The sequence below is a fragment of the Paenibacillus sp. FSL R7-0313 genome (assembly GCF_037969885.1).
Classification (GTDB): domain Bacteria; phylum Bacillota; class Bacilli; order Paenibacillales; family Paenibacillaceae; genus Paenibacillus.
Genome location: NZ_CP150219.1, coordinates 6,778,136 through 6,792,062 on the forward strand (window position 1 = coordinate 6,778,136; position 13,927 = coordinate 6,792,062).

Sequence of the window (13,927 nt, forward strand, 5' to 3'; positions counted from 1 at the left end):
ACGAATTCGGCGATGGATCTATCTAACCGAAGAAAGAGGTGTTAACGATGCCAAAATCCATTCAGGGTTATTTCATTCGGGTGTTATTCACCACATGCATTCTATTTACCGTTTCGATCGCTTCGACAGTAAGTGCAGCCAGTGCCAATATTTTTACGGATATATACAGCGGATGGGAGCGAGTCTCCGAACTGCCCGGAGAAGTGAATGCTCTGCAGGAAAGTTATAAACAAACGATGGAGCAATTAAATCAAACGTCTGCTCAGTTGGGACAAGCCCAGGCCAATGTCGAAGCATTTAAGACCCAGAACGAACAACTGCTGGCTCAGAACCAGAAACTCACTGAAATGGTAAGTAAATTACAGGACGACCAGAATGCCAAAGCAGCTACCACCAAACGAATTCAGACGACGATCATCACTGTCGTTTCTCTCATATTGGGTTACTTTGTTCTGATTCGTGTGATGCGCTGGGGAATGCGTCGCCGTTCCGGCCGAGTATAAAAGAACAGGAGCAACTGCATGAACATACACCTGAACAATGCTGAAGCAGGCGGAGCTGGACAAGTTGTCACATTTTCACTCATTAAAGATGACCGCCTTCATATTTTGCATCCGCAGCAAATTGTGGCCTTCCGCGGTCCAAGTGGGAGTCGCAATGATAAATTCATGAATATTACGGGCATATATCGCAAAAAAAAGCTGATTAAATCCGAAATTACCGGACCTTGCCAATTTGTGGCTGCCCTGCCTCCCGGATTCACGATGAAGGAAGTGGAGCTCACGGAGGACAGTGATCTGCTCTATGACTTCCGCCACCTGTTCTTCTACTCTGATGGTGTAACCATGCATACCAAAATTCAGAAAATCAAAAACATGCTGATCACCCGTGATGCAGTGAAAATGAAATTTTCCGGCAAAGGCAAAATCGGATTGCTCACTCAAGGCCAGGTCTGCCAACAGGAGCTTCACCCAACAGCGCCGCTCTATGTGGATGCTGGCAGCATTATTGCCTATCCCGAAAATGCACATTTGGAACTCACCGTATATGGTAACAACCTTGCCAGTCAGCATATGAATTATCATTGGAAGATGACAGGACATGGATCTGTACTCTTTCAGGCTGGACGTGAGAATCACCGCTTGGAACAGGATCTTAACGATGAGGGACTGTTCAAACGAATTCTGAAAGAAGTGATCCCTTTCGGCAATGTATTGATCAAATAAGCTGTTAGTTGATGGAGCCGACCGATTAGCTGCCACTATGCTCCAGTGGGGTGGTCACCACGCGGTTTCATGTTATAATGGTTCAGACAATTGAAGAAGAAAATCCATGCCTGTGGCATGGGAGAGGTTCGCGAACTCCCTCTATAAGACTTGACCATGTGATGGTCAGTATAAGTCTTGCGTACACGTTACTTAACGGAATGTACGTAAAAAACTAAGGACACTTGCTCTTGCCTGCTTTTTTGAAGCGGTTATCGAGAAGGTGTGTTTTTTGATGGATGCCAGTTCATGAACTTCTCTGTTCTTCCGACACTCTATGCCTACGTGCATGGTTTGATCTCAAGAAGATAGAGAGGTTTTTTTATGTTGAACGAAGAAAAAGCAGTCGTTGTATTCAGCGGTGGTCAGGATAGCACCACGTGTCTGTTCTGGGCCAAACAACAGTTTGCCGAAGTCGAGGTTGTTACGTTTGATTACGGTCAGCGCCACAAGCAGGAGATTGAATGTGCAGCCGAGATTGCTCGTGATCTGGGTGTACAGCAAACGGTGCTCGATATGAGCCTGTTAAATCAGCTTGCCCCCAATGCGCTCACTCGCACGGATGTCGAGATTACGCATGAAGAAGGCGAACTGCCGAGTACATTTGTAGATGGACGGAATCTGCTGTTCCTCAGTTTTGCGGCCATTATGGCAAAGCAAAAAGGAGCACGTCACCTGGTTACAGGTGTATGCGAGACGGATTTCAGCGGATACCCGGATTGCCGGGATTCATTTGTGAAGTCGATTAATGTGACGCTTAATCTGTCGATGGACTATCCATTTGTCATTCATACCCCGCTCATGTGGCTGGACAAAGCCCAAACGTGGAAGATGGCCGATGATCTCGGTGCCTTTGATTATGTACGCGAGCGTACCCTGACCTGTTATAACGGCGTGATCGGCGATGGATGCGGAGAATGCCCTGCTTGCAAACTGCGCAAAGCCGGACTGGATCGCTATGTACAGCAACGTTCTGCTGCTGAATCGGCGGGAGTGGATGTACGATGAGAGAACCTGGAACATTCCGTATTGTAGAGCATCTGCAACGCATCGGAGAAGATATTCTTCCCACCCAGCTGCGCTATCACCGCAAACGTGTGCTTGTAAGCAAAGAATTTACCTTTGACGCAGCACATCACCTGCATTGTTATGAAGGCAAGTGCAAGAACCTGCACGGTCATACGTATAAAGTTATTTTTGGGATCAGCGGTTATCCGGGTGAAACCGGGCTGACGGTTGATTTTGGACATATCAAAGATATATGGAAAACTCAGATTGAGGGCTATCTGGATCATCAGTACCTCAACGAGACACTTCCTTTAATGAATACAACAGCTGAAAATATGGTCGTTTGGCTGTTCGAACAGATGGAACATGCGCTCCAGACGGAGCCCTATGCCGGGCTGACCGATGGTGGGCGAACGGAGTTTGTCCGACTCTTCGAGACACCAACCAGTTACGCGGAAGCGAGACGGGAGTGGATGATCGATGAGTAGTGTGACACACCAGATGAATGAGACGGGATCTCGCAAAGAGGCTCGTATTCCCGTGATGGAGATTTTTGGTCCAACGGTTCAAGGCGAAGGCATGGTCATCGGGCAAAAAACGATGTTTGTTCGCACCGCGGGCTGCGATTATCGCTGCTCCTGGTGCGACTCGGCCTTTACCTGGGACGGCAGTGGCAAGGACCAGATTCGGATGATTACGCCAGAGGATGTATGGGAAGAATTGCGCCGCGTTGGCGGCACCCGTTTCTCCCATGTCACCATCTCAGGCGGTAATCCCGCCCTGCTCGCTTCGCTGGGCGGATTGGTTGCCCTGCTGCGGGAGAACGGCATCCGCACTGCGGTGGAGACGCAGGGCTCCCGCTGGCAGCCTTGGCTGGCGGACATTGACGAAGTCACTGTCTCGCCCAAGCCACCCAGCTCCGGCATGGACACCGATTGGGCCGTGCTGGATGATCTGATCGAACGGCTGGCCGCTGGCTCGGTAGAAAGAAGCTATAGTCTGAAGATCGTGATCTTCGATGAGACAGACCTGGACTATGCCCGCCGTGTGCATGCACGGTATCCGGGCACGGATCTATTTTTACAAACCGGGAACCCGGATGTGACTTCTGCCGATACGCCAGATCTGGCGTCCTCGCTACTTGCTCGTTATGAGTGGCTGATTGACCAAGTTAGTGCATCTGATGACCTGAACAACGTTCGTGTGCTTCCGCAGCTTCATACGTTGGTATGGGGCAACAAACGCGGCGTGTGATGGCCAGTATGGGTGGAATGGGCGGCATGATGTAAGGATGAGGATGAAATGTCCTTAGAAAAAAAGAGAATTTAACAGGCAAAATGGCCTATTCATATATACCGCGAGGCTTTGGGCTTTGGCGGAAACAAGGAGCGTTTAATAACCGATGAGACAACCTGATGAGATGCAAGATGTGACGTTGCTGGGCAACCAGAACGTAAAATATACGTTTGAATATGATCCGGGCATTCTGGAGAGCTTTGATAACAAACATCCGTACCGCGATTATTTTGTAAAATTCAACTGCCCGGAGTTCACCAGCCTGTGCCCGATTACGGGTCAGCCGGACTTTGCGACGATCTATATCAGTTACATTCCTGATATCAAAATGGTCGAGAGTAAATCACTCAAGCTGTACCTGTTCAGCTTCCGTAACCATGGTGACTTCCACGAGGATTGTGTGAATATCATCATGAACGACCTGATCAAGCTGATGGACCCACGCTACATCGAAGTATGGGGCAAATTCACACCGCGCGGCGGCATTTCCATTGACCCTTACACGAACTATGGTAAGCCAGGAACGAAGTATGAGCAAATGGCTGAGCACCGCATGATGAATCATGATATGTATCCGGAGACAATTGATAATCGTTAATCCGTCAGGTTCATCTATTCTGTATAAGATAGAATCATAGAATGCCAAAAGCCGAACTCTGCTATATAAGTTGAACTAAAGATTATTTACACTGGCACTACGATGACAAAACAACCTTCCAATCGCTGTTATCCCCAGATTTTTTCCATTCCCTTTCCTAAAGGGGAAAATCCGGGGATGGCGTATGCTTCCGATGCAGCTTTCTTTCAGAAAGCTTTTAGGCAAACGCTTCGCTTTTTCAGGTTTTTTCTGTCCTCTCCGTTATCGTGTAAATGATTAATTCAGCTTATATAGCTTAAAAAGTTCGGCTTTTTAGTATAAACCTGTAGAACCTCCTTGTCTCAATCCTAAGCTTGGAGACACTTTCAAGTAGACTGATCGTCCTTTAGTTCTCTGACTTTTTTGACGTAATGTCTCAACATCAGCACACCAATGGATTGAAAGATGATAAATATGACGATAGCCACAGACAAAGATGCTGGGGCAACATATATAGACTGAAAGGTTATTACAGCCATATACAAAATAGTCATCACCAACTCACGTTTGGCGGATTCATAAGGTGATAAGGATTTCATATTCATCCCTGCTCTATCCTTCTTACACATAAACATGGGTCTTCTTACAGTAGATGCTAAAGTAATACGTTTATTTTGTAAATGTAATGCTATTAATAAACACCTCAGAAATAGGGTTGAATTCATCAACGTTTTCTCTTGTTCCCCTTGTCGGTCCAATCAATCTATCCTATTATGTAACAATATGCTTACACGCATAGAATACAACATCAGGCGCTGATCCCTCGTGACCGCGACCAAAGGAGAATTGTACATGTCTACACAAACCTCATTAACCAAGGACGCCACAGCGCGTTCGAAAGCCCCACCCGGATTGGATGCCCAAAGCACCGTATACCGGATACTCATTGCAATAAGTCTGGTTCATCTGTTCAATGATTCGATCCAGTCGGTCATTCCCGCCATTTTTCCGATTCTGAAAGACTCTATGCATCTCACGTATACTCAGATCGGATGGATCTCATTTGCTATCAACTTTACCGCATCCATTATGCAGCCTGTCGTAGGCTGGTTTGCTGATAAAAAACCGACGCCATCCATTCTACCTATAGGCATGGGTTTTACATTTACCGGCATGTTGCTGTTGGCCTTCGCTGACAGTTATATGGCTGTTCTGATTTCCGTTATCTTTGTCGGTCTGGGTTCCGCTGCTTTCCATCCAGAAGGTTCGCGTGTATCACACATGGCTGCCGGTCAACGCCGTGGACTGGCACAGTCCATCTTCCAGGTCGGTGGTAACGCCGGGCAATCTCTTGCCCCATTGCTCACACGCTGGATCTTTATCCCGTTTGGATTGTTTGGTGCCATTGGATTTACAGGCATTGCTGCCATGGGAATTGCAGTTCAAATCTACATAGCCCGTTGGTATGGACGTATGCTGCAATCGGGAGGATACCTGCGTAGACAGGCTGCTGCCCGTCGTGCACCCAATCCTGCTTTGCGCAAAAAGATTACTGCCGCCATTACGCTATTGATCTTGCTTGTCTTTGTTCGTTCCTGGTATATCGCTTCCATTGGCAGCTTCTATGCGTTTAATCTGAAAGATACCTTTGGATTGTCCACAGAGGACGCTCAGATCTATATCTTCTTGTTCCTTGCTGCCGGAGCACTTGGTACATTCTTCGGAGGCCCACTGGCGGATCGATTTGGCAAACGTAATCTGATCTTCCTTTCCATGGCTGGAGCTGCTCCGCTGGCACTGTTGCTGCCCTATGCGAATCTGTTCTGGACAGGCGTACTGCTAACCATTATTGGTTTTATCATGTTATCCAGCTTCTCAGTTACGGTTGTGTACGCACAGATGCTGATTCCGGGCAAAATCGGAACAGTTTCCGGTCTAATTACTGGTCTGGCATTTGGTATGGGAGGCCTGGGCGCACTCGTGCTGGGCAATTGGATTGATGTTTTCGGTGTATCACCCGTAATGCAGATGTGCAGCTTCCTGCCCCTGCTCGGGATCTTCACGTTCTTGCTTCCATCCGATAAATTGCTGAATATCTGGGCAAAAGAAAACGGTAGTGAAGAGTAAAAAATACATCAACAGGTGTCCATTTTTTATTCTATATTAGATCCAATCCTTACGTGGCAGCATCGCCCTTATAAGACGTTATCTTGCGCTAACGAACCTGAAAGCTTTTATTTGAACGAATACTGCTGGTTTCGCAATCTAAAGAATCTGAGCAACGCTATTCCCGAGAAAAAGGCCGAAAACCTTGGAATGTGCGTTGAAATGCAGAAATAACGTGTCTGAGATTCTTTAGAAATCGGGATTAGTGAAATATCGCCGAATAACGTCTGCTGAGTTGTTAGATTTCACTTTAGTCACCTGCATTTACAGTATGAATAAAATGTTTGAACCAAAACAAAAGGGTTCTTGCCAACTCTGTATTTACAGACTTGCAGGAACCCTTTTTTTATATTTGTTGTTCTCGTATTTAGCTTCAACCGTTTATTCCACGTCACACATGACAACGTTGCTACCTTGAGCTGTAATTAGTTCCTTCACATCTTCAAATTCAAGGAATACCGTTGCTGTATTTTCCATGGGATGAATTCCGATTTTCTGATCGACTAGATCCTTGTCAAAAACTACGGTCACGTTTTTCTGTATGTTATTAAACACTCCCATAGGGTTCACGTGCCCTTTTTCCAATCCGAGTAACTCCAACAAATCCTTTTCACTAGCAAAACTGAGTTTGCGGCTAGGTATCTTTTCGCTTAAACTTCTCAAATCAACGGACTTCGTTCCAGCAATCGTCACCAGATAATAGTTGCGCTTCTTGTCATCACGCAGAAACAGATTTTTAACAATACGTTCTGTATGTGGAATCTGATAAGAGAATATCTCCTCCATCGTGTATACTGCGGGATGTTCAATACTTTCGTAAACGATATTATTTCGATCTAAAAGATCATAGAAACCCTGTTTGTTTAACATAGCAAATTCATCTCTTTCAATATAAATATTCTTCTCTAAGACTACTTCTTCTGTAACCTTATTTCAAACGCTGAAGGATCAGCCGTTTTTTGTACAACATTTTGCCTGCTTCGGCTACATCTCGAATTGTATTTTTGTTGCTCACGGAACCAAACACCATGCCGGCAATCGGCACGAGTTGGAACAGCTTCTTCCAGCCAAAGGATTCACTGTAGGAGTTAAACACTTCCCGCCACCCCTGCATCTGCGATACCACCTCGATAGGCTTGTCCGGATCGTCGTAAGCGGCGAGTTCTTCAATAATGGCTTTCTTGCCCACAATATCGGCAGAAGAGAATTGCAGACATTTGACAATAAAGATACGCTCCAGCGGTTCATCTGGATCATAACCGTAACATAGTGCCATCTCCTGCAGTACCTTCAGAGAAAGCCCCATTACCATCGGAATATCTGCTGCAATGGTTACAATGCCACCAAAACCTGTAGCTGCTCCCTGAGCCGCGGCAAACTTCGTTCGACTCTCGGTAATGTTATCGGCTACCTGGTCCAGCACCTGAAGTGGCAGATTCTCCACACTATTAATTTTCGCTGTTCCCTCCGCTTCAGCTTCCTGCTCCAGACGATAGGTCGTGTCCATCATGGAATAACCGGACTTCTCTGCTTCCTCTTGCAGCAGCTTGGCTACTTTTTTCTTCTGTACGAGGAACTTGCCCCCATGCTGTACATACTGACCCACGTCGTTCAGGGAATCTCCAATCTTCTGTTTCAGCGCTTTAGGCATCACTTTATCCAACATCGCAAAGGGCAAACGCCCGATTTTATCCCATATAAACAAGTCCTTCTGTTGTTTTTCCCATTTCAAAATCTGTTCAAGTTCCTTATCCAACGCCTCGCGTGAATCCATATGTGATCCTCCTAATAGGTTCTGCATCGTAATCTGTATCTTTCTCATACGCAGAAATCATCGTTGTGGTTGCTTTGGGTTTTGTGTCCAGGACACATATGTTCAGGCTACTCTATCTTATCGTTCACATACAGAAGAGCCCTTAATCAGCATCACTCGCTAACTAAGGACTCTCGTATGAAAGGTTAAACGACCTCTTATTTTGCTTCCGCTACTGCGCTGCCATCCGGTGCCGGAACACCGAAATCAGGTGTGCCATCTTCACGCCAACGTATCACTTGGGCATGGGCGTGACGGTTCGGATCATACAAGGGATCACCCTCGATGTCTTTGTAATTACGGGCATGATAAATCAGAATATCGGTCTTTCCATCCGGTGACACCGTAAAGCTGTTATGGCCCGGACCGTATTGACCGTTCGCTTCACAAGTCTGGAATACCGGCTCGGGTGATTTCACCCAGCTGGCCGGATCAAGCAAGTCGGCATTTTCATCTGCGGTGAGCAGACCCATACAATAATTGTAATCGGTCGCGCTCGCCGAGTATCCAATGAATAACCTTCCATTACGATGCATCACAGCCGGGCCTTCATTCACCTTAAAGCCGATGATTTCCCAATCGTACTCAGGCGTAGAGATCATGACCTGTTCGCCGCGTAGCGTCCACGGGTTTTCCATTTCAGCAATGTACAGGTTCGAGTTGCCCACAATATCCGGATCTTTTTGTGCCCAGACCAGATAGCGTATTCCTTTATGTTCAAAGGTTGTTGCATCCAGCGCGAATGATTCCCACCGTGTGTGTATCTGTCCCTTTTCTACCCATTCTCCTTCGAGTGGATTCGCGGAATCGTTCTCCAAAACATACATCCGATGATCGAACAGTCCTTCGTTGGTCTCACTGGTGTGAGCCGCAGCGTAGTGTATGTACCATTTGCCATCGATAAAATGAATCTCCGGTGCCCAGATGTTGGCACTCATTGGCCCTGTGTCACGCTTCGTCCAAGCCGTTACTGGCTTGGCATCTCTTAACTCTTCCAAAGTCTCTGCTCGCCGGATCTCAATCCGGTCAAAGGCTGGTACGGAAGCGGAGAAGTAATAGTAACCATCTGTATGACGGTACACCCAAGGATCAGCGCGCTGCTCCAGAATGGGATTAGTAAATGTAATAGAATCAGTCATGGGAATGCTCCCCTTTCAAATGTTGTTTGACTCGAAGTTGAGATATGTAACCCAATTGCTAAAAAACGAAAACCTTTTTGGGTGGTGCACAGCGGACGTTCGGGGGTGGTAGGGCCTTGGTGCTCTCTTGTCCTCCGATTTCTTTTCCCACCGCTCCTGGCGGTTGAAATCGGATGCCAAACTCGCTCCTGCGGCTCCTTCCTCCCCCTCACTGCTTGTGCACCTTGGCGCAGCAGCTCGCTCTCACCGCGCTCGCTGGGTTACAACCTCACTTCGAGCCTTTTGTTGGCTCGGTCTTATGGGGTTGACCGCTTCGCAGGGTCAACTCTCCCCATGTCATGCTGGGCTGGCCGCAGAGCTATTGGCCAGATTTGTCGTGCACAGCGGACGTTCGGGGGTGGTAGGGCCTTGGCGCTCTCTTGTCCTCCGATTTCTTTTTCTATCGCTCCTGGCGGTTGAAATCGGATGCCAAACTCGCTCCTGCGGCTCCTTCCTCCCCCTTACTGCTTGTGCATCATCGGAGCGGCAGCTCGCTCTCACCGCGCTCGCTGGGTTACAACCTCACTTCGAGCCTTTTGTTGGCTCGGTCTTATGGGGTTGACCGCTTCGTACGGTCAATTCTCCCCATGTAATGCAGGGCTAGCCGCAGAGCTACTGGCCAGCTTTGTCATGCACAGCGGACGTTCGGGGGTGGTAGGGCCTTGGTGCTCTCTTGTCCTCCGATTTCTTTTCCACCGCTTCTGGCGGTTGAAATCGGATGCCAAACTCACTCCTGCGGCTCCTTCCTCCCCCTCACTGCTTGTGCACCATCGGAGCGGCAACTCGCTCTTACCGCGCCCGCTGGGTTACAACCTCACTCCGAGCCTTTTTGTTGGCTCGGTCTAATGGGGTCGACCGCTTCGCACGGTCGACTCTCCCCATGTAATGCTGGGCTGGCCGCAGAGCTATAGGCCAGCTTTGTCGTGCACAGCGGGCGTTCAGGAGTGGTAGGGCCTTGATGCTCTCTTGTCCTCCGATTTCTTTTTTCACCGCTCTTGGCGGTTGAAATCGGATGCCAAACTCGCTCCTGCGGCTCCTTCCTCCCCCTCTCTGCTTGTGCACCCTTAGAGCGGTAGCTCGCTTTTTTCGCGCTCGTTGGGTTAGAGCCTCACTTCGAGCCTTGAATGTAGCTCGGTAAATATAGTGTGGACCGCTTTGCCCTGAGCGACTCTCCCAACCAAGTGCACGGCTGGCCTATAATCTTGTGGCCAGCTGTGCAACCTCTGGGTCGACCCTTATTCCTCCACAGCGCTGATCTGCTTGCCCCAGACCGCCACGCCGCGGTCATTGAGGCCTGTCACCACCAGCGCGGGTTGGCTTCGCTCCCAGTCCCAGGACGGGAGCAGCTTCAGCTCTTCCGTGGAAGCTCCGCCCCATGGGCTTTCTTTCCACTTTAGTGTCAGTGTTTGTTTGTCATCAAACGTCCAGGTTCCTGAACCTTTTTCGCTTTGGATTTTTCCTTTGTCCGTTAGGGTATAAGGCACGGCTTGAATTTGCCCGTCCACGGACGGATCAATTGCCATGCCTTCCCACTCCCCGGCAATCATGGACTTCGGAACATCCTGTGCTGTTTCACCAGCGTAACGTTCAGGTGAAACGACAGGCCAACCGTCCTTCGTCCATAACATTTTGCGTACATGTAGATATGGCCAGTTTTTATCCGTCTCGCCCCGTGCATGATGCACGATGTAATAATCGTCTCCGTCCTTCAGAACGGAGTTATGTCCGGGCGCAACCCAGCCCTCGCCTTCTGTGAAGCGATAACCGCCGAGAATTTTGGTGCCGATCTCATATTGCGGCAGATACTCTGTATCCAGCATGTTATTGCCGTTTATGTCCGTATACGGTCCTGTGATTGAATCAGCACGCGCAACCCGCACGTTATAATCTTCGAACAAGGAATCATAGGAGACAAACAGATAATATTTTTTGAACTCCGGGTTATACACAATGTATGGACCTTCCACTGCACCCTCTTCAGTTGCACGATCCCGAGCAGCAATGCGAGTACCATAACCCTCGTCCTTGAATTTCCCGGTGTCGGGATCAAGTGGCGCAATGTAGATGCCGTCAAAGAATGAACCATATACCATCCACGAATTGCCCTCGGCATCCACAATGGGATTGGCATCAATCGCATTCAGTTTGTCCTGTTCATTCGCAGAAGTTTTCACAACGAGCCCTTCATCTGTCCAAGGACCTTCGGGAGATGAGGATGTCTGAAGACCAATAGCCGACTGGGTACTGCCAAAAGAAGAAGCCGAATAATACATCCGATAGGTGTCACCAGCCTGAATCACATCCGGTGCCCACAGATTGACTGCACCTGTCCAATCCAGCGCTTCTTGCGGAATACCGGGCAGAGCCTGACCTACCCATGTCCAGTTAATCAGATCATCTGATTTTCGTACCATGACACCGGGTTTCGCCTCTCCTGCTACACGAACGTCTGTGGAATAGACATAGTATCCCTGATCAGTTTTGATAATAGCTGGATCATGCGCATTGTTCACCGTCCAACGGGATTCATCATCCAGTATGGATGTGTCATACAGCTGAGTATCTTGAGGAGCTTCAGGAAAGACCGGACGGGACACCGTTTCTCCTGCTCCTTCTCCAGAACAACCAGTAGCTCCAACAATCAACAATAACAACATGGAAGCAACCACTCCTTTTCCTGAATTCGACCACCGTCGGAATTTCTTCCGCTGGTTCATCCCTTCACTCCTGAAATCGCAACCGACTCAATAATCTGTTTCTGGAAGATCAGGAAGATGATTAATACAGGTAACAGAGCCACAATCGACGCCGCCATAATAAGTGGGTAATCGGTTTGAATTGCATACGTGGCATTAAAGTTTGCTATAACGAGCTGTAACGTCTGCTTCTCCGGTGAATTCAGATAGATAATCGGTGCCAGATAATCGTTCCAGATGCCCATGAACCAGAGAATCAACTGTGCAGCAATCGCCGGTTTGATGAGTGGAAACGTAATACTGGAGTACAGCCGGAAGTAGGAACTTCCATCGATTTTGGCTGCCTCAATAATTGCATCAGGCACACTAAGCAGGTATTGGCGCAGGAAGAAGATCATGATTACGTTACCGAACAGGCCAGGAACAATCAGTGGTAACAGCGTATCCACCCAGCCCAACTTCGCAAACATGATGAATTGCGGGATCATGACTGTTGGATAAGGAATCATCATGGATGCCAGCAACGCGAGAAACAGTTTATTTTTGTGCGGGAATCTTAATTTGGCAAAGGCAAAGGCCGCGATACTGGACGTAAACGTACCCACCACCGTTACACTTACCGCAACGATGAGGCTGTTTTTGATCCCGCTGAGCAGCGGACCTGCTTCCCAGATTTCTTTATACTTTCCAAATTGGAATACTTCAGGTATCCATACAGGCGGAAGCGCGAACACATCTTGCTTCTCCTTCAATGACGTGGACAACATCCAGATCAGTGGTGCAATCATTGCAATTGCCCCAATCGCAAGTACGATAAAGATGATCGAGTTTGTTAATTTCCTCTTTTGACTGTAAGACATCTCCGGTTCACTCCTTTCCTTGACAATCAATCCCCATCATAGGCTGATTTTTCGTTCATTTTGAATTGCACCAGGGTAATGACAAAAATGAAAATACCAAGAATCATGGCCATCGCTGAGGCATAACCCATCTGCAAGTTACTGAAGGCTTTCTGCCAGATGTAGAAGACAATCGATGCCGAAGAATATTCAGGACCACCCGTAGGCGTCATAATGTTCATCTCGGTGAAGATCTGGGAACCACCAATGATATTTGTAACAATGAGGAAAAAAGTAACCGGCTTCACCATAGGCCAGGTGATGTTGCGGAAGATCTGGAACCCATTGGCTCCATCCAGCTCAGCCGCTTCGTAGTATGTACGTGATACACTTTGCAGTGCCGCCAAGTACAATAACATTGTGTATCCAAGACCCTTCCACACCGTCATAATAATCAGAGCGGGTTTGACCGTGTCTTTGTTCGCGAGCCAGTTTGGACCCTTGATACCAAACAGGTCAAGGAACTGGTTTACCAGACCGTAATCCCCGTTGTATGCCCAGTTCCACATGATGGACACCGCAGCGAGGGAAGAAATAACCGGAATGTAATAGATTACACGGAATGTCGTTGTGCCGGGAATTTTACGATTCAGACCCATTGCCAGCAACAAAGCCAACAACAGACCAATCGGGATACCGAGCATCAGGAAGAATGTATTAAACATCGCTTTATAGAAGAGGTCATCCGTGAGCAGATCCTTGAAGTTGGCCAAACCGATAAAATTCATCTGTCCCAGTCCATCCCAATCCGTAAAGGAGCCATAGAGGGAATAGAGGAATGGGAACATGACAAAGATTAGCAACCCAAGAATCGGAGGTAAAATAAACAGATATCCGTACAGCATCTCTTTGCGATACAAACTCGATTTCGTAATCACGGCGTTCACCCCTGTTTCTAGTATCAGCATGTGGCATTCTTCGATTGAACCTTGCCGATCAACGAATGCCACATGCCCGTATGGAATCCAATAAGTCCCAATACGAATGATGCCAGCAGCATGATTGCAGGCTGCCGGCATCGCCCTTTCC

General features: G+C 48.0%; 14 protein-coding genes. 7 read left to right on the forward strand and 7 right to left on the reverse strand.

Annotated elements, in window-relative coordinates; translation table 11 throughout:
- Positions 1-47 precede the first annotated feature (47 nt).
- The 6 genes from NSQ38_RS29745 (at position 48) to queF (ending at position 4,167) form a co-directional block, all read left to right on the forward strand.
- Positions 48-503 carry a hypothetical protein gene (locus NSQ38_RS29745; protein WP_036611459.1) on the forward strand — a complete coding sequence of 152 codons (456 nt, stop codon included), beginning with the start codon at positions 48-50 and terminating at the stop codon, positions 501-503.
- A gap of 18 nt (positions 504-521) precedes the next feature.
- A complete protein-coding gene (locus NSQ38_RS29750; protein WP_036668803.1) occupies positions 522-1,226 on the forward strand; it encodes an AIM24 family protein in 705 nt (234 codons plus the stop codon).
- Between the two features lie 366 nt (positions 1,227-1,592).
- Entirely contained in the window at positions 1,593-2,273 is a 681-nt protein-coding gene (gene queC / locus NSQ38_RS29755) for a 7-cyano-7-deazaguanine synthase QueC (protein WP_339790775.1), read from the forward strand.
- Positions 2,270-2,761: a 6-carboxytetrahydropterin synthase QueD gene (gene queD, locus NSQ38_RS29760; protein WP_036611465.1), complete on the forward strand. Its 492-nt coding sequence runs from the start codon at positions 2,270-2,272 to the stop codon at positions 2,759-2,761. Before queC ends, queD begins: the two co-directional genes overlap by 4 nt.
- Positions 2,754-3,527, forward strand: coding sequence for a 7-carboxy-7-deazaguanine synthase QueE (gene queE, locus NSQ38_RS29765; protein WP_339785757.1), 774 nt, complete (start codon positions 2,754-2,756; stop codon positions 3,525-3,527). The genes queD and queE overlap by 8 nt, the downstream gene beginning before the upstream one ends.
- 148 nt (positions 3,528-3,675) lie before the next feature.
- Positions 3,676-4,167, forward strand: a complete 492-nt coding sequence (queF, locus tag NSQ38_RS29770; protein WP_076209554.1) for a preQ(1) synthase — start codon at positions 3,676-3,678, stop codon at positions 4,165-4,167.
- Between the two features lie 365 nt (positions 4,168-4,532).
- Here queF and NSQ38_RS29775 read toward each other — a convergent pair whose 3' ends face one another.
- Positions 4,533-4,751 carry a hypothetical protein gene (locus NSQ38_RS29775; protein ID WP_339785759.1) on the reverse strand — a complete coding sequence of 73 codons (219 nt, stop codon included), beginning with the start codon at positions 4,749-4,751 and terminating at the stop codon, positions 4,533-4,535.
- 247 nt (positions 4,752-4,998) lie between these two features.
- Here NSQ38_RS29775 and NSQ38_RS29780 point away from each other — a divergent pair, with 247 nt between their 5' ends.
- The gene (locus tag NSQ38_RS29780) at positions 4,999-6,273 is read left to right on the forward strand and encodes an MFS transporter (protein ID WP_339785760.1); all 1,275 of its coding nucleotides are present in this window, start codon (positions 4,999-5,001) and stop codon (positions 6,271-6,273) included.
- Positions 6,274-6,693: 420 nt separating this feature from the next.
- Here the strand turns inward: NSQ38_RS29780 and NSQ38_RS29785 are convergent, their stop codons facing one another.
- The 6 genes from NSQ38_RS29785 to NSQ38_RS29810 all read right to left on the reverse strand — a co-directional run bounded on the left by NSQ38_RS29785 (position 6,694) and on the right by NSQ38_RS29810 (position 13,776).
- Positions 6,694-7,182 (reverse strand): YbaK/EbsC family protein, encoded by a 489-nt coding sequence (locus NSQ38_RS29785; protein WP_339785762.1) that lies wholly within the window; start codon positions 7,180-7,182, stop codon positions 6,694-6,696.
- A gap of 58 nt (positions 7,183-7,240) precedes the next feature.
- Positions 7,241-8,086, reverse strand: coding sequence for an EcsC family protein (locus NSQ38_RS29790; protein WP_339785765.1), 846 nt, complete (start codon positions 8,084-8,086; stop codon positions 7,241-7,243).
- A 197-nt stretch (positions 8,087-8,283) separates the two neighbouring features.
- Positions 8,284-9,264, reverse strand: a complete 981-nt coding sequence (locus NSQ38_RS29795) for a family 43 glycosylhydrolase (RefSeq protein ID WP_339785768.1) — start codon at positions 9,262-9,264, stop codon at positions 8,284-8,286.
- Between the two features lie 1,274 nt (positions 9,265-10,538).
- Positions 10,539-11,960: an arabinan endo-1,5-alpha-L-arabinosidase gene (locus NSQ38_RS29800; RefSeq protein ID WP_339790777.1), complete on the reverse strand. Its 1,422-nt coding sequence runs from the start codon at positions 11,958-11,960 to the stop codon at positions 10,539-10,541.
- A gap of 56 nt (positions 11,961-12,016) precedes the next feature.
- On the reverse strand, positions 12,017-12,859 hold the full coding sequence (locus NSQ38_RS29805; protein WP_036611483.1) for a carbohydrate ABC transporter permease: 843 nt from the start codon (positions 12,857-12,859) through the stop codon (positions 12,017-12,019).
- 26 nt (positions 12,860-12,885) lie between these two features.
- Positions 12,886-13,776, reverse strand: coding sequence for a sugar ABC transporter permease (locus NSQ38_RS29810; protein WP_036611613.1), 891 nt, complete (start codon positions 13,774-13,776; stop codon positions 12,886-12,888).
- Between the last annotated feature and the right edge of the window lie 151 nt (positions 13,777-13,927).